22 protein-coding genes are annotated in these 24,607 nt (G+C 47.9%); 4 read left to right on the top strand and 18 right to left on the bottom strand.

What is annotated here, in order from left to right; translation table 11 throughout:
• Window position 1 precedes the first annotated feature (1 nt).
• Window positions 2–853 carry a peptidase gene (locus tag QUE62_RS02900; protein WP_286227169.1) on the top strand — a complete coding sequence of 284 codons (852 nt, stop codon included), beginning with the start codon at window positions 2–4 and terminating at the stop codon, window positions 851–853.
• A 40-nt stretch (window positions 854–893) separates the two neighbouring features.
• Here the strand turns inward: QUE62_RS02900 and ppsA are convergent, their stop codons facing one another.
• On the bottom strand, window positions 894–3,281 hold the full coding sequence (gene ppsA, locus QUE62_RS02895; RefSeq protein WP_286262159.1) for a phosphoenolpyruvate synthase: 2,388 nt from the start codon (window positions 3,279–3,281) through the stop codon (window positions 894–896).
• A gap of 131 nt (window positions 3,282–3,412) precedes the next feature.
• Between ppsA and ppsR the strand changes: the two genes are divergently transcribed.
• The gene (gene ppsR / locus QUE62_RS02890) at window positions 3,413–4,249 is read left to right on the top strand and encodes a posphoenolpyruvate synthetase regulatory kinase/phosphorylase PpsR (RefSeq protein ID WP_286262158.1); all 837 of its coding nucleotides are present in this window, start codon (window positions 3,413–3,415) and stop codon (window positions 4,247–4,249) included.
• Between the two features lie 6 nt (window positions 4,250–4,255).
• On the opposite strand, the gene QUE62_RS02885 is transcribed toward ppsR, so the two are convergent.
• The 16 genes from QUE62_RS02885 to rpsB are packed head-to-tail and all read right to left on the bottom strand — an operon-like array spanning window position 4,256 to window position 18,973.
• Window positions 4,256–5,083 (bottom strand): TrmH family RNA methyltransferase, encoded by an 828-nt coding sequence (locus tag QUE62_RS02885; RefSeq protein ID WP_286224343.1) that lies wholly within the window; start codon window positions 5,081–5,083, stop codon window positions 4,256–4,258.
• The gene (gene rnhB / locus QUE62_RS02880; RefSeq protein WP_286224342.1) at window positions 5,076–5,657 is read right to left on the bottom strand and encodes a ribonuclease HII; all 582 of its coding nucleotides are present in this window, start codon (window positions 5,655–5,657) and stop codon (window positions 5,076–5,078) included. Before rnhB ends, QUE62_RS02885 begins: the two co-directional genes overlap by 8 nt.
• Window positions 5,658–5,663: 6 nt before the next feature.
• Window positions 5,664–6,824, bottom strand: a complete 1,161-nt coding sequence (gene lpxB / locus QUE62_RS02875; RefSeq protein ID WP_286224341.1) for a lipid-A-disaccharide synthase — start codon at window positions 6,822–6,824, stop codon at window positions 5,664–5,666.
• Window positions 6,825–6,830: 6 nt separating this feature from the next.
• Window positions 6,831–7,625: an acyl-ACP--UDP-N-acetylglucosamine O-acyltransferase gene (gene lpxA, locus QUE62_RS02870; RefSeq protein ID WP_286225855.1), complete on the bottom strand. Its 795-nt coding sequence runs from the start codon at window positions 7,623–7,625 to the stop codon at window positions 6,831–6,833.
• Window positions 7,625–8,071: a 3-hydroxyacyl-ACP dehydratase FabZ gene (gene fabZ / locus QUE62_RS02865; RefSeq protein WP_286224339.1), complete on the bottom strand. Its 447-nt coding sequence runs from the start codon at window positions 8,069–8,071 to the stop codon at window positions 7,625–7,627. The genes lpxA and fabZ overlap by 1 nt, the downstream gene beginning before the upstream one ends.
• 19 nt (window positions 8,072–8,090) lie before the next feature.
• Window positions 8,091–9,164: a UDP-3-O-(3-hydroxymyristoyl)glucosamine N-acyltransferase gene (gene lpxD / locus QUE62_RS02860; protein ID WP_286262156.1), complete on the bottom strand. Its 1,074-nt coding sequence runs from the start codon at window positions 9,162–9,164 to the stop codon at window positions 8,091–8,093.
• A 5-nt stretch (window positions 9,165–9,169) separates the two neighbouring features.
• Entirely contained in the window at window positions 9,170–9,703 is a 534-nt protein-coding gene (locus tag QUE62_RS02855) for an OmpH/Skp family outer membrane protein (RefSeq protein ID WP_286224336.1), read from the bottom strand.
• Window positions 9,704–9,714: 11 nt separating this feature from the next.
• Window positions 9,715–12,027: an outer membrane protein assembly factor BamA gene (gene bamA / locus QUE62_RS02850; protein WP_286262154.1), complete on the bottom strand. Its 2,313-nt coding sequence runs from the start codon at window positions 12,025–12,027 to the stop codon at window positions 9,715–9,717.
• Window positions 12,028–12,056: 29 nt separating this feature from the next.
• Window positions 12,057–13,181, bottom strand: coding sequence for a M50 family metallopeptidase (locus QUE62_RS02845; RefSeq protein ID WP_286262152.1), 1,125 nt, complete (start codon window positions 13,179–13,181; stop codon window positions 12,057–12,059).
• Window positions 13,182–13,183: 2 nt separating this feature from the next.
• Window positions 13,184–14,392 carry a 1-deoxy-D-xylulose-5-phosphate reductoisomerase gene (gene ispC / locus QUE62_RS02840; protein WP_286224333.1) on the bottom strand — a complete coding sequence of 403 codons (1,209 nt, stop codon included), beginning with the start codon at window positions 14,390–14,392 and terminating at the stop codon, window positions 13,184–13,186.
• A 15-nt stretch (window positions 14,393–14,407) separates the two neighbouring features.
• Window positions 14,408–15,241 carry a phosphatidate cytidylyltransferase gene (locus QUE62_RS02835; RefSeq protein WP_286262147.1) on the bottom strand — a complete coding sequence of 278 codons (834 nt, stop codon included), beginning with the start codon at window positions 15,239–15,241 and terminating at the stop codon, window positions 14,408–14,410.
• A gap of 5 nt (window positions 15,242–15,246) precedes the next feature.
• Window positions 15,247–16,035 carry a polyprenyl diphosphate synthase gene (uppS, locus tag QUE62_RS02830; protein WP_286227163.1) on the bottom strand — a complete coding sequence of 263 codons (789 nt, stop codon included), beginning with the start codon at window positions 16,033–16,035 and terminating at the stop codon, window positions 15,247–15,249.
• A gap of 18 nt (window positions 16,036–16,053) precedes the next feature.
• A complete protein-coding gene (frr, locus tag QUE62_RS02825) occupies window positions 16,054–16,614 on the bottom strand; it encodes a ribosome recycling factor (protein ID WP_108508077.1) in 561 nt (186 codons plus the stop codon).
• Window positions 16,615–16,626: 12 nt separating this feature from the next.
• Window positions 16,627–17,337, bottom strand: coding sequence for a UMP kinase (gene pyrH / locus QUE62_RS02820; RefSeq protein WP_286224330.1), 711 nt, complete (start codon window positions 17,335–17,337; stop codon window positions 16,627–16,629).
• Between the two features lie 5 nt (window positions 17,338–17,342).
• Window positions 17,343–18,224, bottom strand: a complete 882-nt coding sequence (gene tsf, locus QUE62_RS02815) for a translation elongation factor Ts (RefSeq protein ID WP_286224328.1) — start codon at window positions 18,222–18,224, stop codon at window positions 17,343–17,345.
• Window positions 18,224–18,973, bottom strand: a complete 750-nt coding sequence (rpsB, locus tag QUE62_RS02810) for a 30S ribosomal protein S2 (RefSeq protein WP_286224327.1) — start codon at window positions 18,971–18,973, stop codon at window positions 18,224–18,226. The genes tsf and rpsB overlap by 1 nt, the downstream gene beginning before the upstream one ends.
• A gap of 185 nt (window positions 18,974–19,158) precedes the next feature.
• Here rpsB and map point away from each other — a divergent pair, with 185 nt between their 5' ends.
• The gene (gene map / locus QUE62_RS02805; protein WP_286227162.1) at window positions 19,159–19,995 is read left to right on the top strand and encodes a type I methionyl aminopeptidase; all 837 of its coding nucleotides are present in this window, start codon (window positions 19,159–19,161) and stop codon (window positions 19,993–19,995) included.
• Between the two features lie 26 nt (window positions 19,996–20,021).
• On the top strand, window positions 20,022–22,595 hold the full coding sequence (locus QUE62_RS02800; protein WP_286262145.1) for a [protein-PII] uridylyltransferase: 2,574 nt from the start codon (window positions 20,022–20,024) through the stop codon (window positions 22,593–22,595).
• On the opposite strand, the gene ligA is transcribed toward QUE62_RS02800, so the two are convergent.
• A complete protein-coding gene (ligA, locus tag QUE62_RS02795) occupies window positions 22,584–24,599 on the bottom strand; it encodes an NAD-dependent DNA ligase LigA (protein WP_286227160.1) in 2,016 nt (671 codons plus the stop codon). The genes QUE62_RS02800 and ligA overlap by 12 nt on opposite strands.
• Window positions 24,600–24,607: the final 8 nt, after the last annotated feature.

Genomic DNA, 24,607 nt, shown 5'->3' with positions numbered 1-24,607 from the left:
CATGACCTATTGCGTTGCCCTTTGCCTCGATGAAGGCCTAGTGTTCTTAGCCGATACTCGAACGAATGCGGGAGTTGACCAAATCGGCACCTTTCGTAAGATGGCCCTCTTTCATCAAGACCGAGAGCGTTTTTTTGTTCTCATGAGCTCGGGTAACTTAGCCATTACCCAAGCAGTCAAAGAAATTCTCCTCCAAGGTGAAATGTTCGATGGCATCAATCTTTGGAATGCCAAAAGCTGTCATGAAGCAGCGACGGTGGTTGGTTCGGCCGTCAAAAAAGTACGGGAGCGTGATTTTGAGGATCTGCAAAAGTCAGGAATTGAGTTTAATTGCAACTTAATTTTTGGTGGACAAATCCAGGGTGAGAAACCTCGTTTATTTAATATTTACGCTGCCGGTAACTTCATTGAAACTACGCCGGAGACTCCGTACTTTCAAATTGGAGAATCCAAATACGGTAAACCCATTCTCGATCGGGTGATTCGTTTTAATACCCCGCTTAATTTAGCGACCAAATGTGTCCTGATCTCGATGGACTCGACTATTAAAAGTAATATTTCCGTTGGCTTACCGCTCGATCTCTTGGTCTATGAGAAAGACTCTTTCAATTTAGATAGATTAATCACGATTGATGAAGATAATCCCTACTTCGAAATGATGCATCGAATTTGGGGTGAGAAACTAAAAGAAGTGGCACTCAGCATTCCAGAACCCAGTTGGAATGGCTCTAAGAAAAGTATTTCGATTCTATCGCCGTCAAAGAAGCTGGGCAGCGTACCTGTCCATAAACCTAAAACTAAACCATTAGGTCGCTCTAAACCAACAAAAAAGGTATTAGGATCAAAAAAATAAGGCGGGGAGCGGCCGCCTTATTGGTCTCATTGGATCGAGCCTAGGATCCGTTATTCGCCAAAAACTCCCAGGTTTGTACGACACTATCTGGGTTGAGTGAGATTGAGGTGATTCCTTTTTTGACCAGCCACTTGGCAAAGTCTGGATGATCAGACGGGCCCTGTCCACAAATACCGACATACTTGCCTTGTTTGACGCAGGCATCAATCGAGCGCTCGATCATGAACTCCACCGCAGGATCGCGCTCATCGAAATCAATCGCTAAGAGCTCCATGCCAGAGTCGCGATCAAGCCCCAAGGTTAACTGGGTCATATCGTTTGAACCAATCGAGAAGCCATCAAAATACTCCAAGAATTGATCGGCCAGAATGGCATTCGATGGAATCTCGCACATCATGATCAATTTCAGGCCATTCACTCCACGTTGCAGACCAAACTTAGCCATCATGTCAATCACGCGCTTTGCCTGGGCAATCGTGCGCACAAATGGCACCATGATCTCAACATTATCTAAGCCCATTTCCTCGCGCACCCGCTTCATCGCCGCGCATTCAAGAGCAAAGGCCTCGCCAAAATCCTCCGACACATACCGCGATGCCCCCCGAAAACCGAGCATGGGATTCTCTTCATCTGGCTCGTAACGAGACCCACCAATCAACTTCTTATACTCGTTGGACTTAAAGTCTGACAGGCGCACAATCACTGGCTTGGGATAGAAAGCCGCAGCAATCGTTGCCACACCTTCAACTAATTTATCCTCATAAAATGCTCGAGGACTTGAATAGCCACGCGCTACACTCTCCACTGCTCGCTTTAGATCAGCGTCAATATTGGGGTATTCCAACACTGCGCGGGGATGCACGCCAATGTAATTGTTGATAATGAATTCCAGACGAGCTAGGCCAACCCCTGCATTCGGCAGTTGGCAGAAATCAAACGCTAATTGAGGGTTGCCGATGTTCATGGTGATCTTGACTGGTATGTCTGGCAGAACTCCGCGCTTTACCTCAGTAACCTCGGTTTCAATCAGACCGTCATAAATGCGTCCTTCATCACCCTCGGCGCACGAAACAGTAACAACCGCACCATCTTGTAAGACATCGGTTGCATTACTACAGCCCACAACTGCAGGGACCCCCAACTCGCGCGCAATAATCGCGGCATGGCAGGTTCTGCCACCTCGATTGGTAACAATCGCTGAGGCCCGCTTCATGACGGGCTCCCAATTTGGGTCGGTCATATCAGCCACCAAAACATCGCCAGGCTGAACCCGATCCATTTCGCTGGCGTCCCGAATCACACGTACCGGACCGCCTCCAATTTTTTGACCAATGGCTCGGCCGGTTGTAATGACTTTTGAATTTCCCTTTAAGCGATAGCGAAGTTCCACTTGATCTGCCGCTTGGCTCTTCACGGTCTCTGGACGGGCTTGAAGGATGTAGATCTTGCCATCCACACCGTCTTTGCCCCATTCGATATCCATGGGTCGACCATAGTGCTTCTCGATAATGACTGCATACTTGGCAAGCTCAGTAACATCTTCATCAGTAATCGAGAAACGATTGCGTTCTTCAGGGCCCACCTCAACAGTTTGTACACGCTCTGCGGATCCCTGGGGAGCAAATTGCATCTGAATTAATTTCGATCCTAACGACTTCCGGATAATCGCTTTTTTACCTTTTGCAAGAGTCTCTTTGAAAACATAAAACTCATCGGGATTAACTGCACCCTGCACGACGGTCTCGCCCAAGCCATAGCTTGAGGTAATAAAAACCACTCCTGGAAAGCCAGACTCTGTATCGAGAGTGAACATCACGCCTGCCGCTCCAAGGTCTGAGCGCACCATACGCTGCACACCCGCAGAAAGAGCCACATCTGCATGGGCAAATCCTTTGTGGACACGGTAGGAAATCGCACGATCGTTATACAGGGATGCAAACACCTCACGGATCTTTTTTAATACATCATCAATACCCGATACGTTCAAAAAGGTTTCTTGCTGACCTGCAAATGAAGCGTCAGGTAGGTCCTCAGCCGTTGCCGAAGAGCGGACCGCAAACGATCCTTTGCCGGATGCATCGAGTTTTTGAAAAGCTGCTCGTATTTCGGCCTCTAACTGAGGTTGAAAGGCAGCTCCTTCGATCCACGAACGAATCTGCGCACCCGCTTCTGCCAAAGCACGAACGTCATCAACATTGAGCTTGGCAAGCCGCTCTGAAATTTTTTGATCGAGTTGATTGTGTTTTAAGAAATCCCGAAATGCGATGGATGTGGTGGCAAAACCGGTTGGCACACGGACCCCTGCAGATGCCAATTGTGAAATCATTTCACCCAGTGAGGAATTTTTACCGCCTACCGACTCAACATCGCCGACACGCAGCTCCTCAAAAGGCAAAACATAGGCGTTTTGCTTATTTTGCATAGACATAAAGACTCTCGTAAAGTTAAAAAACTGACTAAAGCGTTGCCCCTAAAATCGGGCATACTTGAATGATCAATATTGTATTACTGGACCTTAATTTGCCTATTTTTTAATCAATCTTTATCGCAATAACCACCATGACTCTTCCGGCCAATACTCTACCTCGCATTGTTTACATCGTCTCTGATGGAACGGGTATTACCGCTGAAAACTTTAGTCAATCGATCCTAGCGCAGTTCGAGGCTAGCTTTCGACAGGTTCGTATTCCTTTTGTCGATACTGTAGATAAAGCGCATGACGCGGTATCTCAAATTAATGGCACCGATCCCAAGTATGGCGAAGCGATTGTTTTTACCACCCTTGTCAATCCGGAGGTAAATCAGATCGTTGGGCAAGCCAAAGCCCTGGTGCTTGATATGTTCCAAACCTTTGTGGCGCCCCTTGAACAAACACTAGGAATGCGCTCAACCCATGCAATCAATCGCCTACATCACAATGCTGATACGGATGCTTATAAAAACCGGATTGAAGCGATTAATTATTCCTTAGCCCATGACGATGGCCAGTCCAATCAAAATCTGGTCGATGCGAATGTAATTCTGGTGGGCGTATCTCGGGTTGGTAAAACACCAACTAGCCTTTATTTGGCGATGCAGTATGGATTAAAGGCAGCCAACTACCCCTTAATCCCCGAAGATTTTGAGCGCGGCCAGCTGCCCAAAGATCTTCTCTCTCATAAACAAAAGATTTTTGGTTTAACGATCGACCCCGAACGCCTCTCTGAGATCCGGAATGAACGCCGGCCGGGAAGCAACTATGCCAAGCTAGAAAACTGTCGATATGAGATTAATGAAGCCACTGCCATGATGCGACGCGAGTCCATTCCGTGGGTCTCGACCACTAGCAAATCAATTGAAGAGATTGCAACCACCATCCTTCAGGCCATTCGTTCTGATAAAACCATCCTTGGCTAGCAAGGCTCAGGAATTAAATTGCCCTCGGGCCCGCAGGGTTTCATACAAACAAATGGCGGCGGTGCTCGCCACATTTAAAGACTCCAGCTGTGGATTTTGGGGAACCCGAATTGGAGTGGCTTGTCCCAAGAGCTCTGGGGAGACCCCTTGTCCCTCATTACCAAATACCCAAGCAACCGGCTTTTGTAGACGCGCTTCAATAGAGTACAGTGAGCGCTCGGCAGTCATGGTCGTTGCCAATAAGGGTGCCTCAATATTACTGGTCACATCATCGATGCTTTGTGCCTCATAAAAAGTCAGGTAACGATGTGCTCCCATGGCCGCACGAAGCACCTTCGGCGACCAAATATGGGCGGTTCCAACCGTACACACAATTTGATTGAAATTACAAGCCAAAGCGGTACGCAAAATCGTTCCGACATTCCCAGCATCCTGAATAGCATCCAGAATTACAGTGTCACCGAGCAGATTCTTTGCAGTAGACTTTGGAGATTCAAGGCGAACTAAGCCCATGATTTGCGGAGCATTCTCTAGCTCGCTGATAGAGGACCATAAAGACTCATCAAGCAGCTGGATCTCAACTTCTGGGCATTGCTCACAATGAACATCAATAATCGCTGCAATCTCTGTATTTGCGAGTGCTGATGGAGTAGTCAGGATGCTCTGTAAACGCGGGTCGCCTTGCCAGACTTGGAGTAAATGGATGCCTTCCATGACCGCAAGCTGATACTCCTGGCGAGCCTTCTGCCCCTTGCTACCCGCTTGCTGAAGTTGACGAATGCGCTTGAGCAAATGATTTTCTTTAGAAGAAATAACACCCTTGGAGTTATGCATTGATGAGCTCCCGAACCGGCCCAAAGGAGCGTCGATGATCCGCGCATGGGCCATAGTGTTTAAGGGCTGCAATATGGGCCTCGGTGGGATAGCCCATATGCTGATTAAAGCCATATTGAGGAAATTGTTCATGCAGGATTTGCATCTGTTGATCGCGATGCACTTTAGCCAAGATCGATGCAGCTGAAATGGCCGGCTCTTTTGCGTCTCCCTGAATAATTGCACGCGCTGGTATAGGTAGGGATGGGCAACGATTACCATCGATGAGCGCTTCGCTTGGCCACTCACCCATTCGATCAACTAGGGACTGTATCGCTCGTTGCATGGCTAACATGGTCGCTTGCAAGATATTGAGCTCATCAATCTCTTGGGGGGATGCTTCGCCAATACCCCAAGCCCTTGCCTTTGACACAATTTCAGCATAAAGCACTTCACGCTTGGCAGGGCTTAACTTTTTTGAGTCTTTAAGTCCAATAATGGGTTGCCGGGGATCCAGTACGACCGCTCCAGCGACAACTGCACCAACCAATGGACCGCGCCCTGCTTCATCAACTCCGCAAATCCAAATACTCATGGTGAACTATGCTCTCTCACGCAGAGTTTGCTCAACTGCTTGGGCCACTAAAAGCCCAGTTGGCCTCTTCAGTATTCGATGCAGCTCTTCAAAACGCTTTTGAAGTTTTTGAACGGCTGCGGGGTGGCTCAGCCAATGCATCACTTCACGAGCCAAGGCCTCGGGTTTGGCTGCATTTTGTAAAAGCTCGGGCACCACAAACTCGCCACACAGAATATTAGGCAAACCCACGTATGGCAAGTACCCTTGTCGTTTCATAATCTGGGCAGTTAGCCAAGGCACCTTATATGAAATCACCATGGGTTTTTTCCAAAGCGCCGCTTGTAGGGTTGCGGTCCCGCTGGCGATCAAGACCACATCGGCAGCGGCTAATGCCAGGTTAGCATCTCCGTCCAATAGGATCAATTGGACATCGGGATGACTGGCTAGGAGTTGCTGCTGTAAACGCTCAATGGCAGGTCGTAAATGAGGTGCGGCAATAGGAAGAACAAAATGAACCTTCTGGCCCTCCAATTGCTTTGCAAGAATGCTGATGGTCTCAAAAAATAGTGGGCCGATTAACTCAATCTCCGACTGACGACTGCCTGGTAACACCGCAATAGTGATGCCATCAATACCTAAATCGTTCTTTGCTGCAGCTTGATCCACAATTTCTGGGATCTCGCTGGCTAAGGGGTGACCAACATAGCTTGCAGCAATCCCAGCCCTCTCATAAATCTCTGGCTCAAATGGAAACAGGCACAGAACCCGATCGACCGCACGAGCAATTTTATGAATGCGGCCACCTCGCCAAGCCCAAATGGATGGGGAGACTAAATGAAGCGTTGGGACTCCATGCTGCTTTAAGCGGGTCTCGACCCCCAGATTAAAGTCAGGCGCATCAATGCCTAGAAAGATATCAGGCCGCTCGACCTTTAAAAGATAGTGCAGCAACTCGGAGCGTAATCGCAAAATAGCAGGTAGTTGCGCAAGCGCTTCAACATATCCACGCACACTTAAGGTCTCCATCGGCCAACGGGAGATAAAACCTTCTGCTTGCATCGCTGGCCCGCCAATCCCAAACATCCTAAGATCGCGAGTGTACGGTATTTGCTTTAGGGCTGAAAGCGCAGGGGCTGCGATTAAATCCCCAGACGGCTCTCCTGCAACACAAGCCAGACTCGGCAAAATCAGTTACCGGATAATGCCGCGACTGGAGGCGGCTAAGAATTGATGAAACTGAAGCAAGGCTTCTTGGGTTTTGACATCCGCTTGCTGCTTTGCCATGGCGTCGATCGCAACTTTTGCCTCTTCAAAACTCAGCCCATCTTTGTATAAAACCTTATAGGCATTACGGAGCTCCATAATCGCCTCCGGTAAATAGCCGCGGCGCTTTAAGCCCTCGACATTGATTCCATGGGGTCCAGCTTTATCGCCCGCCGCCATCACAAATGGGGGGATATCTTGTACAAGTGCCGAGGCCCCACCTAACATCGCATGCGCCCCAATACGAACAAACTGATGAACACCCGACATTCCACCCAGAATCGCCCAATCTCCTACTTCAACATGCCCGGCAATTTGGGCGTTACTTGAGAAGATGGTGTGATTACCAATTTGGCAATCATGCGCAATATGTACATAAGCCATGATCCAATTGTCATTGCCGATTCGAGTGATGCCCTGATCTTGCGCAGTACCCGTATGAATGGTCGTGAACTCCCGAATCGTATTGCGGTCACCAATGATCAATTGGGTTGGCTCGCCACGGTATTTCATGTCCTGCGGTTCGCCGCCGATGGCTGCAAAGTGACCAATCCGGTTATCTTGTCCAAGGCTTGTATGCCCTTCAATCACGGAATGCGAACCAACCGTGCAACCTGAACCCATGGTGACATGAGGCCCAATCACAGCATAAGGTCCGATAACGACGTTATCGGCTAATTGCGCCTTGGAATCAACGATGGCACTTGCATGGATTGTGGCCATTACACACTCTTCTTTCGAACCGCACAGGTAATGGATGCCTCAGCTGCTAATTCATCTTGGACGGTCGCTTTAACCTGAAACTTATAAATACCAGCCTTACCGCGCTCAAATGTAGCGTGCATGATGAGCTGATCACCAGGTAATACGATCCGTTTAAAACGCGCGCCATCGATTCCAGCAAAGTAATACACATCCTCCGGGTCATGCTCTTCAGAAAACGTCAAGAGTGCTGCGGTTTGAGCTAGCGCTTCAATAATCAGGACACCTGGCATCACCGGAAAATCTGGAAAATGACCCTGAAAGAATGGCTCATTCATCGTGACATTTTTCAATGCTTTGATGGTTTTTCCGGGATCTAACTCAATGACCCGATCGACCAACAAAAATGGATATCGATGGGGGAGTAGTTTCAGAATCTTGTGAATATCAATCACTGCTTGACTCATAGCATGTCCATAAAAGTTACTAATCGGGTTTACTAACCGAATCGGATGCTTTACCTTCAAGGCTTCGAATCCGCTCCCGTATTTTATCCAGTCCGCGCAAAATCGCTGCATTTCGCTCCCAGGCAGAATGGGGCATTGATGGGAATACACCGGTAATGTGCGTACCGGGCTCCGTTATAGAACGAATCACGGGAGTGCCACCCGATACGGTGGTGCGGTCTGCAATCTGAAGATGACCGGCAAAGTTCGCATTGCCACCAATCACACAGTAATTACCAATCGTGGTACTGCCAGCGATGGCAGCACAACCAGCAATCACGGTATGAACACCAATCACTACGTTGTGCGCAATTTGGACTTGGTTATCGATCTTGCAACCATCCCCAATCGTGGTATTCGCCATTGCACCACGATCAATCGTCGTGCAGGCCCCCACTTCAACATCCTGACCAATCCTTACCCCACCTGTTTGTGGGATTTTGAGCCATTGACCACCCTGTGCTGAAAAGTCAGGGGCAAAGCCAAAACCATCAGCCCCTATCACGGCACCGCTATGAATAATGCAACGATCGCCAATTGTGCAATCGTGATAAATCGTGACGTTGGGGTAAATGAGGCAATCATCACCTAATGTAGTGCCCTCACCAATACTAATTTGACCCAGAAGAACCACACGCTCTCCTAAACGAACACCGGGGCCAATTTGCACAAAGGGTCCAATATGGCATGAGGCAGGTATCACGGCCGTTTTATCCACGACCGCCATGGGACTAATTCCAGGGGGGTAGATTGGAGCACTTTGCTTTGCAAACCACTGCGCCATCTTAGCGAAGCTGGCATAAGGATTTTTTGATACCAGATAACTAGTCTTTGTAGTCTGAGAGTGCCCTTGCAGGAACTTTAGGTCTGCTTCACTGACGATTAATGCACCCGCACCACTATCAAGTGCCTGTTGGCGATAGAGAGGGTTCGATAAAAAAGAAAGCTCGTCAGATTGGGCTCGCTCAAGCGGAGCAAGCCCGCGCAATAATCGGGAACCATCCCCCACCAAGCTAACTTGAAATTGTTCGGCTAGCTCGATGGCAGTTGGCATGTGAATTACTTCAGATTATTTAATACCCTGATAACCTCATCGGTCACATCAAGTCTTGGATTGAGGTACGCTGGGGGTTCTTGAAAAATCACATCGATCTTACGCTGTTCAGCCACCTGCCGAATGGCAAGATTAGCCTTTTCAGCAATTTTTGCTCGCTCTTCCGCATTACGTTGATTGGCATCATCGTTTAACTCGCGATTCTTGCGTTGCAACTCACGGTCAAAGTCGGCCAACTCCCTCTGCTTGCGAATTCTCTCAGCCTCAGGCATCACGGCAGCCTCTTTATCTAATTTCTCAGCAGCGGCTTTAATTTTCTGAGCACCATCCCGAATTTCATTCTGACGTTTCGCAAACTCATTTTGCAAACGCGATTGGGCTGCTTTTGCCATATTGGACTCAACAAAAATCTTTTCGGCGTTCACAAACGCAATGCGAGGAGCAGTCTCTTGGGCAAAAGCAACAGAACAAATACCCGTTAAGAATGCAGTTATAACTAATTTAGACCCTTTGGTCATTAATCCCTGAATCATCATCATTTTCCTTACAATTAAAACGCTGTACCCACTTGGAACTGCAATCTTTGGATTCTATCAGTAGGCTGTGCATTTACCGGTATGCCGTAGCTAAATTTTAATGGTCCCAATGGGGAAATCCAAGACAAGCCAACACCGTAAGAGTATTTCAGGACTAAATTGATGTCCTGAAAGGCATTACCGCCGTCCGCAAAGGTAAAGAGGCGTAAGGTTTTGTCTGCCCCCGAACCCGGGACTGGGAAGGTATATTCCACATTGGTAACGATCTTCGATTGACCGCCGGTTGGCAAGAAGGTACCGGTTGTGGTGTTGAAATAAGTTGGACCCAAGGAACCCGGGGCATAACCCCTAACTGATCCAATACCGCCGACGAAATAGTTCTTGGTAATGGGGTATGGCTTATTACCGTAGGCTTCTCCATAACCAACCTCGCCATTAAAAGACAAGATATTACCTTTAGAAAATGAGTGGTATTGCTGATATTGGGCATTTAACTGATAGTACAGAAGATTGCCCAATGGTGTTCCAACCTCTGCAGACAAGCGTTGCAATGAACCTTTTGATGGAATGAGTGCGCTATCACGACCATCACGCGCCCAGCCCACATTCACTGGAATATTGTAGGTTTGCAAACGACTGGGGATGGTTTGACCCCAATCCTGTACATAGGTTTGGTAGGGTTGCGGGGTATTTTGAGTGACGTAAATATCAAAAAACTCGAGCGCCGTTCCATAGAACACCCGATCAACCTCAGTGTAAGGCACCCCAAACTTCAAGTTCGTACCAAAAGACTTGATCTGATAGTCAGGATCACCCACGTAATACAGCGGCTTATTGGAGCGATAGAAAAAGTCGGTGTAACGACTAATACCATCCTCAGTAAAATAAGGGTCAAATTGTGATAGTGCCAAGGATTGATTAATTTTACCGAGCGAGAAATTAAGACCAATACTGGTTCCAGTTCCAAACGCATTCTCTTGGTTAATACCTGCACTCAGAATTAACTTTTCAGTAGAAGAAAATCCAGCACCAATCGAAATCGCACCCGTTGGCTTTTCCTCAACCTTCACGTTCACATCGACTTGATCGGGGGAGCCGGGAACATCGGAAGTGGTGATTTCACTATCCTTCACATAGCCGGTTCGACCAATCCGCTCCTTCGAAATTCGGATCTTTTCACTATCAAACCAGGCACTCTCAAACTGTCGCATTTCTCGCCGAATTACCAGATCCCGTGTCTTTGAGTTCCCTGTAATTTCGACTTTGCGCACATACACGCGCCGACCGGCATCAATGACCAGCGTAATATCCACCTCGTTTAAATCACGTCGGATATCGGGCTGCGGATTAATCACCGCAAAGGCATAGCCATACGAACCCAACTTCTCAGCGATGGCCTTGGTACTTTCCGCTAGTTTTGCAGAGGAGAAAGTATCGCCAGCTTTGATCTTCAATAGAGACTGGAACTCTTTTTCCTTGCCAAGTAATTCCCCAGCAAGACTAATGTTCTTGACAGTAAATTTATTGCCTTCACGAATACTGATGGTTAGATAGATATCGCGCTTATCGGGGGTAATAGAAACCTGGGTGGATTCAATCACAAACTCGAGATAGCCCCGATTGAGGTAATACGAACGAATGGTCTCGAGGTCAGCGGTTAGCTTTTGCTTTGAGTACAAATTATCTTTGGAGTACCACGATAACCAACCACCGGTTTGAAGCTGCATCTGACTGCGTAAAGTACTCTCACTAAATACCTTATTGCCGATGAAATTAATCTCTTTAATCTTGGCTACTGGTCCTTCATCAATATTGAAGAAGATCGTCACTTGATTACGAGCTCCTGGGGTAACCGTTGTAACCACCTCAGCAGCAAACAATCCCTTACTCACATATTGACGCTTGAGCTCCTGCTCTGCTTTATCAATTAAGGCCTTGTCATAAAAACGTGCGTCAGCTACCCCGACGCTTCGCAATGATTTGCGGACCACTTCAGGGTCAAACTCCTTCATACCCGTGAACTCAATACGAGAAATCGTGGGGCGCTCGTCCACAATCACAATTAAGACATCACCTTGCGCCTGAATCTGTACATCCCGAAAAAATCCAGTGGCATACAAGGCTTTAATTGAATCAGCTGCCTTTTCAGGGGTAAAACGCTCACCCACTTGGACGGGGAGATAGCTAAATACGGTACCAGGCTCAACCCGCTGCAAACCCTCAATCCGAATGTCTTTGACGATAAATGAGTCCGCAGCCAATGCTGACTGAGTCAATCCTGCAGTGGCCAACAAAATGATGCAAAAGCACGAGGCTAAATATTGCATCAGGCGATTAGGAAGTGACGAAAAACGGATCATGAAGACAGAAATAAGCGTTGTAGATCGTTAAATACAGCAAATAGTGTGAGCGCAATAATTAATATAAAGCCAAAACGCTGGAAAACCGCTTGCAACTGAGTGGATAAGCGCTTTCCAGAGACCAACTCCCATGCATCATACAGGAGCTGACCACCGTCCAGCATTGGTAAAGGGATGAGGTTTAGCAATCCAATACTAATACTGAGAAGTGCTAGAAAAGAAACGAAGGATTGCCAGCCAAACTGGGCCGATTTGCCCGCCATATCGGCAATACTAATCGGACCACTTAGCTGTTTTAAGGAGGTCTCCCCGGTAATTAAGCCAATCATCATTCGGGTCGAGACTTTGGTAATCAACCAAACCCGTTCACTGGCATAAACCAGAGAATCGATTGGACCGAGCTGGAGCTCAAACCACGTAGACTCTCCATCGGCATCTTTGCCTGGAATGGGTAGGATGCCCAAACGCGCAAAGGGATCTGTACCCGGTGACAGACGAGGCAGAGCATCTGCCTTAAATTCCACGATGTGGCGCTTACCAGACTCCGCCTCCAGCTCCAATGAGAAGCCACGCTCCGCAGTGATTGCATCCAATAAACGCCAGCGTAAATCATTCCAGCTCACAATTGGTATAAATTCGTCATCGCCTGCAGTCTTCCAAGCCAAAATCTCATCACCCTTTTCCATATCCAACTGGGCTGCCATGGTTTGCTCAGCAGGCGCCTGTATTTGTGCAGGTAATTGGGGTACGCCATTGATATAGATGAACGCCAGCAGAATGATTGCCAATAAGAAGTTCGCCAGCGGACCGGCAGCCACAATGAATGAGCGCTGCCATAAGGGCTGAGTATCAAAGGCAAACGCTTGTTCCTCGGCCGATATCCGCTGCTCCGAATCACGTCCATCCAAAAGCTTCACATAGCCGCCCAAAGGAATCGCGGCAATGACCCATTCGGTTCCAGATTTTGATTTCAGAGTTAGAAGTGGCTTGCCAAAGCCAACTGCAAACCGCAGCACCTTCACCCCGCACATCCGAGCGGCGCTGTAATGGCCAAATTCATGAAAACTCACCAAGATCCCAATGGTGATTAAAAAATAAAGAAGTGTTGAAATCGCTTCCATGCTTAATGGCGTGCAATCCAGTCACTGGTTCTAAGGCGAGCCTCTCGATCAACCGTTAAAACCTCATCCAAGGATCCTGCCTTTTGGCCGGGAAACTGATTAAGCGCGAACTCAACGGCCTGCGCAATTTTCAAGTATGGCAAGCGGCCTTCTAAAAATGCAGCGACGGCAATCTCATTCGCAGCATTTAGAACCGTGGGGCTTGTCCCCCCTTGCCTCGCAGCAGCAAAGGCAAGACCTAAGCAGGGAAAACGCAAAAGATCAGGTTCGGTAAAGTGCAAACCAGATAACTGAGTCAAATTGAGAGGCGCAACACCAGCATCAATTCGATTAGGCCAAGCCAAGCCAAATGCGATGGGTGTGCGCATATCTGGCTGTCCGAGCTGAGCCATGACCGAACCATCTCGATAGCGCACCATGGAGTGCACTACGCTCTCCGGATGAATGAGCACCTTAATTTGCTCGAGGGGCAATCCAAATAACCAATGCGCCTCGATTACCTCAAGGCCCTTGTTCATCATGGTTGCAGAATCAACTGAAATTTTGCGGCCCATTACCCAATTTGGATGAGCGCATGCCTGATCTGGCGTGATATTAGCCAACTGATCAATTGGGGTATTTCGAAAGGGTCCACCAGAAGCCGTTAACCAAATTTCCTCAACCCCCAAACGTTCTTTCATGCTCGAAGTATTTTTTGGACTGGTAAAGTGCGGCGGCAAGCACTGAAAAATTGCATTGTGTTCACTATCGATTGGCAATAACTCTGCGCCACCTCGGATTGCGGCATTCATAAAAATATCTCCGGACATCACTAGAGATTCTTTATTCGCAAGCAGTACCCGCTTACCGAGCTCAGCCGCGCGTAAGGTGGGCAAAAGACCCGCAGCACCAACAATAGCCGCCATCACGGTATCGCAGTCGCTCTCTGAGACTGCGGCAATGAGACCCGCCTCACCATGATGCACAGCAATCGTTAGGCCTTTACCTTCGAGTAATTCTTTTAGGGTGTTGGCATCAGCGGCCGAGTGAACCACTGCGATCTTGGGTCTGAACTCCAAGCACTGCTCTGCCAAACGTTCAATTTGCCGACCAGCAGTGAGCGCGCTTACCCTAAATTGATCACGATGAGCCCGAACCACATCAAGCGTATTCATCCCGATTGATCCGGTAGATCCTAAAATACAGAGATTGCGGGCGATAGGGTCGTGCATAAGCAAAGTCTTTTTTTAGCTTCTCACTATTATCGAGAATAATGCAGCAATTGGCATGACCGGCAGTAAAGCATCGACACGATCTAAAAATCCACCATGCCCTGGCAATAAATGGCTGCTGTCCTTTACTTTTGCGATCCGCTTGAGTTGCGACTCAAATAGATCTCCCATAATGCTGTAAGCCACCAAAACTGCAGTCATGAGAAGCATCCAGCCCCAGCCCCATTTCGATTGATACGATCCAAATAGGGTGTCGTTCACCGGTAAATAGTGTGCGCAGCCAATGGCGTACGCCAAACATATGGCTAAGCCACCGAGAGCCCCTTCCACAGACTTACCTGGACTAATTTGGCTTGCAAGCTTTCGTCGACCAAAGGACTTGCCAACAAAATAGGCGCCAATATCAGCGAGCCAAACTAATATCAAAGCACTTAATAACCACCCCAAGCCGATTTCACGAAGCAAATCCAAAGATAGCCATGCGCTCGGCAAAATAATGAAACCAAGAACGCTAAAAATAAATCGCCACCGTGACAGCGAAAGATGAATCCCTTGGGACAAGATCATTGGCATACCAATGATCCAAAACGCAAGCGCGATACTCAGTAATGCGATTTCTACCGTAGGGATTGCAAAGAGCCATAGGAAAAGAACAACCATGGCGCACACCAGTGCATAAAAATAGGCTGCATACGATGCATTGGGAGCAATCAAGCGACTCCACTCCCAAGCCGCTGCCACTAGGATTAATAAAAATAATCCAGAGAGATAGATTGGGGGTAGCAAAAACAATACTGGCAACAAAATGGCCAGCATGATGATGGCAGTTACGATCCGAGTTTTAAGCATGCCAATTAGACGGCATCGGAGAGGGAAATGGGGTTGGACCCTTCCGCTAGCTGGGCACTGGTGCGACCAAAGCGACGCTCCCGCTGGGCATACCAAAGAAATGCTTTTTGTAATTCAGCGGCATCAAAGTCTGGCCAAAGAATATCTGTGAAATACAGTTCGGTATATGCCAATTGCCACAAGAGGAAATTACTAACCCGCTGCTCACCACCCGTACGAATAAATAAATCAGGCTCGGGTGCATAGGCCATCGAAAGATGGGGGGCCAACCACTCCTCAGAAATGCCATCTGGATCAAGATGTAGGTTTTGCGCTAGTGCTTTTTGCATCGCTTGCAAGATATCCCAGCGCCCACCGTAATTAGCGGCAATCGTCAGGGTTAAGCGATTGCAATCTTTCGTTTTTTCTTCCGAGAACTCGACCATTTCGGTAATCGCACTTCCAAAGCGACTAAGGTCACCAATCATCTTCAGACGAATATTATTTTCAGCAAGGCGAGCAACCTCTTTACGAAGGGATTTCAGAAAGAGTTTTGTTAAAAATCCCACTTCCTCAGGGGGTCTACGCCAGTTCTCTGAACTGAAGGCAAATAAGGTCAGGTATTCAACGTTTTGCTTGACGCACTCCTCAACCACCTTACGCACCGCCTCAAGCCCTTCTGAATGCCCAGCTACGCGCGGCATAAATCTTTTAGTTGCCCAACGACCATTGCCATCCATGATGATGGCTACATGCCTGGGAACACTACCAACGGCAGGAACTGCAAGCGTAGAGCTGGTAGCTGCTTGGGTCATGTGACCAAATCATGACGGTTAAACCGTCATGATTTCCTTTTCCTTCTCAACGACCAATTTATCCACATCTGCCACAAATTTATCGGTCAGTTTCTGGATCTCATCCTGAGCACGACGCTCATCATCTTCCGAGATCTCTTTATCTTTGGTTAAACGTTTTAAATGCTCATTGGCATCACGTCGCAAATTCCGAATTGCTACTTTAGTCTCTTCGCCTTCTGCTTTCACGACTTTGGTCAGCTCTTTGCGACGCTCCTCAGTTAAGGGGGGCATTGGCACTCGAATCACCGTACCCTGAGTTGCTGGATTTAGACCGAGGTCTGATTCGCGAATCGCTTTCTCAACCACCGCGACCATATTTTTTTCCCATGGGGTCACATTAATGGTGCGTGCATCGGCTAGCCCTAGATTAGCCACTTGCGAGATTGGCGTGGGATTACCGTAATAATCCACCATCAGGTGTTCCAAAATGCCTGGGTTGGCACGACCCGTTCTGATTTTTGCGAGATTAGCTTTAAATGCCTCAATTGACTTTTGCATTTTTTGATCTGCATTGGTCTTTATTTGTCCAGCCGACATGCCACTCTCCTTTTAAACGTGAACTAGGGTACCTTCTGGCTCGCCCCGCACAACACTTAATAATGCACCTGGTTTTAAGATCGAAAATACGCGGATAGGTAATTTTCGATCGCGGCATAAAGCAAATGCAGTTGCATCCATCACCTGAAGATTTTTAATGAGGCACTCATCAAAAGTAATAGTGGAATACAACGTGGCACTTGGATCTTTATTAGGATCGCTGCTGTAGATACCATCCACCTTAGTTGCTTTGAGCATCACCTCGACACCCATTTCGGCGGCACGCAATGCGGCAGCAGTATCAGTTGTAAAGAATGGGTTACCGGTACCAGCAGCAAAGATCACAACCTTGCCCTCTTTCATGGCTCGAATGGCTCGCGGCCGAATATAAGGCTCGACCACTTGATCCATTCGCAAAGCAGACTGCACTCTTGCCTCAACGCCTTTTTGTCTTAGCGCATCTTGTAAGGCCAACGAGTTCATCATGGTGGCCAACATCCCCATGTAATCAGCCGTGGCCCGATCCATCCCAGCTGCACCGCCTGCTACACCACGAAAGATATTTCCGCCACCAATCACGATGGCGATTTCAACGCCCAATTGAACCACCTCAGCGATTTCGGTGACCATGGAATCAATCGTTTTCGGATTGATTCCATAGGCATCATCACCCATTAGGGCCTCGCCCGATAACTTCAGTAGAACGCGTTGATATCCCGGCATATACCTTAGGCAGTTGCCTTTGCAGCAGCAACTTGGGCAGCAACTTCTGCAGCAAAGTCATCTTGACGCTTTTCAATTCCTTCGCCGACAACGTAAAGGGTGAAGGATTTAATCGTCGTATTGGCTGCTTTTAGCATTTGCTCAACGGTTTGCTTGTCGTTCTTTACAAAAGCTTGGTTCAATAAAGAGACTTCCTTTAAATACTTTTGAACCGAACCCTCAACCATTTTGGCAGCGATATCAGCTGGCTTGCCAGACTCCAAAGCCTTTTGCTCAGCAATCTTACGCTCGGTTGCAATATTTTCTGCGGGAACGTCAGCAGTCGATAGAGAAACAGGCTTCATTGCGGCAATGTGCATGGCAACATCTTTCGCTGCTGTTGCATCACCCTCATACTCCACCATCACACCGATTCGGTTGCCATGAAGATAAGAAACCAGTTGGCCACCACCAGCAAAACGTTTGAAGCGGCGGGGGTTCATGTTCTCACCGATCTTTCCGATCAGTTCGGTGCGCACAGCCTCGACAGGCTTACCATTGAGTTCTAAAGCGGCCAAAGCGGCGACATCTGCGGGATTTTTCTCGGCAACCAGCTTGGCGCAGCCATTACTAAATGCCAAGAAGTCATCGTTTTTGGATACAAAATCAGTCTCGCAGTTCACTTCCAATAAAGCTCCGGTTGTTCCATCAATATGGGAAACAATTACACCCTCTGCCGCAATCCGTGATGCAGCTTTACTGGCCTTGCTTCCCAACTTTACACGCAGGATCTCTTCGGCTTTAGCTAAATCACCATCGGCTTCCGTTAATGCTTTTTTGCACTCCATCATGGGAGCGTCGGTTTTGGCGCGGAGTTCGCCAACCATTGCTGCGGTAATCGCGGGCATCAGTCTTCCTTCCCTTCTTCAACAAACTCTTCTTCGCCCTCTTTAACAGACTCGAGGACTTGCTGTACCGCATTTGCTTTACCTTCTAGGATGGCATCTGCAATACCGCGAACATAAAGAATGACTGCTTTACTCGAGTCATCGTTACCCGGAATAATGTAATCAACGCCCTCTGGTGAGTGATTGGTATCCACTACGGCAATCACAGGAATACCCAATTTGTTGGCTTCGGTAATTGCAATTTTGTGATAGCCCACATCCACAACAAAAATAGCATCCGGTACACCGTTGAGGTCTTGAATACCACCAAGTGATTTTTGTAACTTATCAAACTCACGCTCATTGGTGAGGGCATCTTTTTTCGAGAGCTTCTCCCAATCGCCCGCCTCTTTTGCAGCGGCCATATCTTTTAAGCGCTTGATCGAACCCTTTACCGTTTTGAAATTGGTCAGGGTGCCTCCAAGCCAACGGCTATCAACATAAGGCATACCTGCACGAGTTGCCTCTTGGGCAATAATTTCGCGAGACTGGCGCTTAGTACCAACAAAGAGAATTGTGCCGCGGTTGGCAGCTACCTGACGCACAAATTTCAGGGCATCCTGAAACATGGGCAAGGTCTTCTCTAAATTAATGATATGAATTTTGTTGCGATGACCAAAAATGTAAGGGGCCATCTTGGGGGACCAGAAGCGCGTTTGGTGGCCAAAATGGCACCCAGCTTCCAGCATTTCACGCATTGTCACTGACATTACAATCTCCTAAGGGTTGGTTCTAAGATCAAGTCCTGACTGCGCTCAAAAGCGCCACCCTGGATGGCTTGATCTGGGATTTCAGTCTCACCATGAGACCGATCTGTGAATTATACCTTAAATATCAATCCACTAGTGATTTAGCAGTTACTCGAAATCGACCAGATTCGGCCATAATATGCGCTATGCACAGCGTATTTACTGATGAAAAAGATCTAAATGGGATGCGAGAGGCTGGCCGCCTTGCAAGCGAGGTTCTCGATTACATTGGCCCCTTTGTCAAACCCGGCGTGAGTACTGGGGAATTGGATCGTCTTTGTCACGCCTACATGCGTGATGTGCAAAAGACTATTCCCGCCCCATTAAATTATCAACCTCCAGGCTACCCCCCTTTTCCGGCATCAATCTGCACGTCGGTCAATGATGTCATTTGCCATGGCATTCCAGGTGACAAAGTACTTAAAAATGGCGACGTGGTTAATCTCGATATCACGGTCATTACCCAAGCTGGCTACTATGGCGACACCAGCCGGATGTTTGCAGTCGGCGACATCTCGATCTTGGCTGCCCGATTGAACCAAATCACGTTTGAATGCATGTGGCTTGGCATCGCCCAGGTAAAACCTGGAGCGCGTTTAGGCGATATTGGCTTTGCGATTCAGTCGCATGCCGAGCAGGCTGGCTACTCGGTGGTACGCGAATACTGTGGCCACGGTATCGGTAAAGTATTCCATCAAGATCCTCAGATTCTTCATTATGGAAAACCAGGTACCGGGGAAGTATTAGAAGAAGGCATGACCTTCACGATTGAACCAATGATTAATGCTGGTCGACGCGAGATCCGAACCATGCCCGATCAGTGGACCGTGAAAACAAAAGATCGTAGTCTTTCAGCCCAGTGGGAACACACTGTTTTAGTCACTCACCATGGCGTTGAGGTCTTAACTTGGTCTGCAGATACACCAAAGGCTCCTGCTTGCGTTGGCAGCCTAAACTACCGACCCAGCGTAGTCGCTGCTTAGATTCTTCTCATCTTTAGAACGCGCTCATGAGTTCGGAATCCCATCCACTCAAAGATGCACGGAGCTTAGCGTGTTCTGATTTTTTAGTTCACCAGAATGTTGGCAAGTTAATGCAGCGTTTAACCCAAGCAACCGATCAACAGTTGCTGGATTTATGGAATCGCTGCAATCTTAGTACAGATGCTGCCTTGCTAGCCGTTGGTGGCTATGGTCGCTCTGAATTATTTCCCCACTCCGATATTGATATCTTAATTTTGCTTGATGATGCACGCAGTGAGGATCCGCAACTGCAGTCCAACCTGGAATCCTTCATTGCGCTGTGTTGGGACTCGGGTCTAGAAATCGGCTCTGCGGTTCGCACGCTGTCCGAGTGTTTATCAGAAGCCCAACAAGATATTACCGTGCGTACCTCGGTTTTAGAGGCGCGCTTACTTGGTGGTCATCGCGGCTTATTTAAGTTATTCAAGCGCAGTCTTGATGAAGCGATGGATCCCAAGGCATTCTTCCAGGCGAAGTTATTGGAGCAGCAGCAGCGTCACTATAAGTTTCAAGAAACACCCTATGCACTCGAGCCAAATTGCAAAGAGAGTCCAGGGGGATTGCGTGATCTACAAATCATTCTATGGGTCAGTAAAGCTGCATCCCTTGGCAATAGCTTTACTGATTTATTCAAAAAAGGGTTAATCACAGAGCGCGAGCTCAAAGAACTCAATCGCAATCAGAAGTTATTGCAAAACATTCGAGCTAATTTGCATTTGCTTGCAAAACGTCGTCAAGACGTTCTGGTATTTGATCTTCAAGCCGGTCTGGCTAAGCAGATCGGGATTGATCAAGAATCAGGCAGGCTGGCCAGCGAAGAGCTGATGCGACGTTATTACTGGGCGGCCAAGGCCGTGAGCCAGCTCAACATGATTCTGCTTCAAAACATCGAAGCAATCTTATTTCCCAATGAGTCACGCACGACCTATCCCATCCCAGGTCCCGATAACACAATGTTTATCGAGCGCCAAGGTTTATTAGATATTGTTGATCCCCAGCTTTACCAAAAACATCCCGAACAAATATTGCGGACATTTTTAGTGTTTGCCCAAAACCCAGCCATCAATGGTTTGTCAGCAAGCGTCTTTCGGGCCCTCTATAACGCACGGCAGCTTATGAATGCCTCGTGGCGCAAAGACCCACGAAATCGTGCTGTGTTTATGGAATTACTCAAATTACCGGATGGTGTGACCACGGCGTTTCGCCTAATGAATCAGACCAGTGTTCTGGGACGTTATTTGCCATCCTTCCGTCGTATCGTCGGTCAAATGCAGCACGATTTATTTCATGTGTACACCGTTGATCAACACATCTTGATGGTCTTGCGCAACGTGCGACGCTTCATGATTCTTGAGCATACCCATGAGTTCCCATTCTGTAGCAACCTGATTGCAAGCTTTGACAAAAACTGGATTATTGTCTTGGCTGCCCTATTCCATGACATTGCTAAGGGGCGCGGGGGCGATCACTCCGAACTCGGCAAACGCGATGCCCGTACCTTTGCCAAAGACCACGGCTTAGCCAACGATGAAACCGAGCTATTAGTTTGGTTAGTTGCCGAACATCTGACAATGAGTCAAATTGCTCAAAAGCAGGATATTACGGATCCTACGGTCATTACTGCCTTTGCAAAACGCATGCGCGATGAACGGCATTTAACTGCACTCTACTTGCTGACCGTTGCGGATATTCGGGGTACTAGCCCTAAGGTCTGGAACGCTTGGAAAGGTAAGTTACTAGAGGACCTCTATCGAGTAACTCTTCGGGTCCTAGGGGGCGCCAAACCCGATCCATCGTCGGAGTTAATTCAGCATAAGGAGGAAGCGTTAACCCAACTGCGTCTAGCAGGAATTGATGACGATGCACCTCAAGCCTTATGGCAGAAATTAGATGTGGCATTTTTCTTGCGCCACGAGGCTAATGATATTGCGTGGCTTACACGACACCTCTATGCAAACGTCCATACGAATGAACCAATTGTCCGTACCCGTCTCTCACAAGCGGGCGATGGTTTACAAGTCGCGGTTTATGTCAAAGATCAATTGGATTTATTCGCCCGCATCTGCGCCTATTTTGAGCGCCATCATTTTTCCATTTGGGATGCGCGGATTCATACAACAAAGCATGGCTATGCCTTAGATACCTTCCAAATATCTGGCAGTCATTTAGTTGATGAAGGTGGCAGCTATCGCGACTTGATTCAGTTAGTTGAGTATGAACTTGCGGAGTCCATCAAAAAATCGGCCCCTCTACCAGAACCCAATATGGGTCGTTTATCTCGACAATCGAAAAGCTTTCCAATCCAAGCTAGGGTTAATTTGCAGCCAGATGAACGCAATCAATACTTTGCTCTCACCCTCTCGGCAGCAGATCGCTCGGGTCTTCTATACGCAGTCGCTAAAGCGCTTGTTAAGCACCAAATCTCACTTCATACCGCACGTATTAATACCTTGGGTGAGCGCGTTGAAGACATCATGTTGCTTGATGGTAGCAATCTTAGTAAGAATCCAAAGCTGCAAATTCAGCTCGAGACTGAGTTGTTGGAAGTGTTAGCGGCCTAGAAGTTTCAGTAAGCCAAGCTCATCCAAGATCGGTATACCAAGCTCATTCGCCTTATCAAGCTTACTTCCCGCTTCGGAGCCAGCAACTACGAATGAGGTTTTTTGAGAGACTGAGCCTGCCACTTTAGCTCCGGCTGCCTCGAGTAGTTCTTTTGCTTGATCTCGAGAGAGTGTTGGGAGTGTTCCGGTCAGAACAAAGGTCTTACCACTTAAATCAACGGCTGCGATTCGTTCTTCTTTCTGAAATTCGATACCAGATGCGAGTAGTTGCTCAATGACCTCGCGGTTATGCGGTTCTGACATAAAACTAACAATTGAATCAGCAACCACCGGTCCAACATCATTGACCATTAATAATTCATTCATTTGTGCATCCATTAAGGCGTGGATGCCTCCAAAGTGCTTCGCAAGATCTTTGGCAGTACTTTCGCCAACATGACGAATCCCCAATCCAAAAATAAATCGCGCTAAGGTGGTTTTCTTGGATTGAGCAATGGATTGCAGAAGGTTGTCAGCGGACTTCTCTCCCATGCGCTCCATGTTGACTAAAGCGGTAAATCCCAAGCGATAGAGATCTGCTGGTGTTCGGACCAAATTGAGATCAACCAATTGATCCACAATTTTGTCACCCAAGCCTTCAATATCCATCGCGCGGCGTTGTGCAAAATGCAATAGTGCCTGCTTACGCTGTGCTGCACAAAATAGGCCGCCGCTACAGCGGGCAACTGCTTCATCCGATAAGCGCTCAATATTGGACTCACATACTGGGCAGCGGGTTGGCATGATAAATACTTGTGCATTGACTGGCCTACGATCCAAAACGACCGATACCACTTCAGGGATTACATCACCCGCCCGACGAACGACCACCGTGTCACCAATGCGAACATCTTTGCGTCGTACCTCATCTTCATTATGTAAGGTGGCGTTGGTTACAGTAACACCGCCTACTAAAACAGGTGCTAAGCGAGCCACAGGTGTAATCGCTCCAGTTCTACCCACTTGCACATCAATTCCTAGGACCGTGGTAATTTCTTCTTGCGCAGGATATTTATGCGCAATGGCAAAGCGTGGCGCGCGTGATACATAACCTAGTTGCGCTTGTTCAGCAAAGGAGTTCACCTTATAAACCACACCATCAATCTCATACGGTAACTGTTGACGCTTAGCAGCAATCTCAGTGTAGAACGTCATCAAGCCCTCGAGCGAATCCACTACCCTGCGCTCTCTGCATACAGGTAAACCAAGTGATTCATATTGATTGAGTAACTCACTATGGGTTGAGGGTAGCCATTGACTTGGCTCTAAAGTACCCAGGCCATAGGCAAAAAAACTTAAGGGACGTTTTGCAGTGATCTTTGAATCTAGCTGACGCAAGCTTCCTGCAGCCGCATTTCTAGGATTGGCAAATTCCTTCTCACCATTGGCTGCAGCCATTTTGTTCATCTTCTCAAAATCCGTTCGATGCATAAACACCTCACCACGAACTTCGATCACCTTTGGAAGATTGGGTCCCAACAAACGCAATGGAATTGCCCGAATCGTTCGGATATTACTCGTTACATCCTCGCCACTTGCCCCATCGCCGCGGGTTGCTGCCTGGACCAAGACACCGTTCTCGTAGCGCAATGAGATTGCCAAGCCATCAAACTTCAGTTCACATGCGTACTCCACGCGATCTAAACCTAGACCCTCACGACAACGTCGATCAAACCCAATGAGTTCAGACTCCTCAAAGGCATTGTTTAAAGAAAGCATGGGGACCGAGTGCTTGATCTCCATAAATTCTTTAAGGGGAGCACCTCCTACCCGCTGCGATAAGGAGTCAGGGGTTACCCAGTCAGGGTGTTGGGCCTCAAGTTCCAATAACTCGCGATACAAACGGTCATACTCAGCATCGGGGACCAAGGGCTGGTCTAAAACATAATACGCATGCTCAAGACGAGCAAGTTCTTGCTGTAAATAATGATAACGATCCGCGGCCGAGGATCTACCTTGACTCAAGATCTTGT

This window comes from Polynucleobacter sp. HIN9 (assembly GCF_030297635.1).
In the GTDB taxonomy this organism is placed as follows: domain Bacteria; phylum Pseudomonadota; class Gammaproteobacteria; order Burkholderiales; family Burkholderiaceae; genus Polynucleobacter.
Note: the sequence above shows the minus strand (reverse complement) of the source record. Positions and strands in the feature narration are given on the sequence as shown.

Bases quoted from the DNA above. Each gene is read 5' to 3' on its own strand.
- bamA (WP_286262154.1), bottom strand. From the start codon at position 12,027: ATGCAATATTTAGCCTCGTGCTTTTGCATCATTTTGTTGGCCACTGCA.
- QUE62_RS02800 (WP_286262145.1), top strand. From the start codon at position 20,022: ATGAGTTCGGAATCCCATCCACTCAAAGATGCACGGAGCTTAGCGTGT.
- QUE62_RS02855 (WP_286224336.1), bottom strand. From the start codon at position 9,703: ATGATGATGATTCAGGGATTAATGACCAAAGGGTCTAAATTAGTTATA.
- fabZ (WP_286224339.1), bottom strand. From the start codon at position 8,071: ATGAGTCAAGCAGTGATTGATATTCACAAGATTCTGAAACTACTCCCC.
- ppsR (WP_286262158.1), top strand. From the start codon at position 3,413: ATGACTCTTCCGGCCAATACTCTACCTCGCATTGTTTACATCGTCTCT.
- frr (WP_108508077.1), bottom strand. From the start codon at position 16,614: ATGTCGGCTGGACAAATAAAGACCAATGCAGATCAAAAAATGCAAAAG.
- ppsA (WP_286262159.1), bottom strand. From the start codon at position 3,281: ATGTCTATGCAAAATAAGCAAAACGCCTATGTTTTGCCTTTTGAGGAG.
- ispC (WP_286224333.1), bottom strand. From the start codon at position 14,392: ATGCACGACCCTATCGCCCGCAATCTCTGTATTTTAGGATCTACCGGA.
- lpxD (WP_286262156.1), bottom strand. From the start codon at position 9,164: ATGCCAACTGCCATCGAGCTAGCCGAACAATTTCAAGTTAGCTTGGTG.
- tsf (WP_286224328.1), bottom strand. From the start codon at position 18,224: ATGCCCGCGATTACCGCAGCAATGGTTGGCGAACTCCGCGCCAAAACC.
- rnhB (WP_286224342.1), bottom strand. From the start codon at position 5,657: ATGAGTATTTGGATTTGCGGAGTTGATGAAGCAGGGCGCGGTCCATTG.
- lpxA (WP_286225855.1), bottom strand. From the start codon at position 7,625: ATGGCCACAATCCATGCAAGTGCCATCGTTGATTCCAAGGCGCAATTA.
- QUE62_RS02885 (WP_286224343.1), bottom strand. From the start codon at position 5,083: ATGCATAACTCCAAGGGTGTTATTTCTTCTAAAGAAAATCATTTGCTC.
- uppS (WP_286227163.1), bottom strand. From the start codon at position 16,035: ATGACCCAAGCAGCTACCAGCTCTACGCTTGCAGTTCCTGCCGTTGGT.
- map (WP_286227162.1), top strand. From the start codon at position 19,159: ATGCACAGCGTATTTACTGATGAAAAAGATCTAAATGGGATGCGAGAG.
- QUE62_RS02835 (WP_286262147.1), bottom strand. From the start codon at position 15,241: ATGCTTAAAACTCGGATCGTAACTGCCATCATCATGCTGGCCATTTTG.
- pyrH (WP_286224330.1), bottom strand. From the start codon at position 17,337: ATGCCGGGATATCAACGCGTTCTACTGAAGTTATCGGGCGAGGCCCTA.
- QUE62_RS02900 (WP_286227169.1), top strand. From the start codon at position 2: ATGACCTATTGCGTTGCCCTTTGCCTCGATGAAGGCCTAGTGTTCTTA.
- rpsB (WP_286224327.1), bottom strand. From the start codon at position 18,973: ATGTCAGTGACAATGCGTGAAATGCTGGAAGCTGGGTGCCATTTTGGC.
- QUE62_RS02845 (WP_286262152.1), bottom strand. From the start codon at position 13,181: ATGGAAGCGATTTCAACACTTCTTTATTTTTTAATCACCATTGGGATC.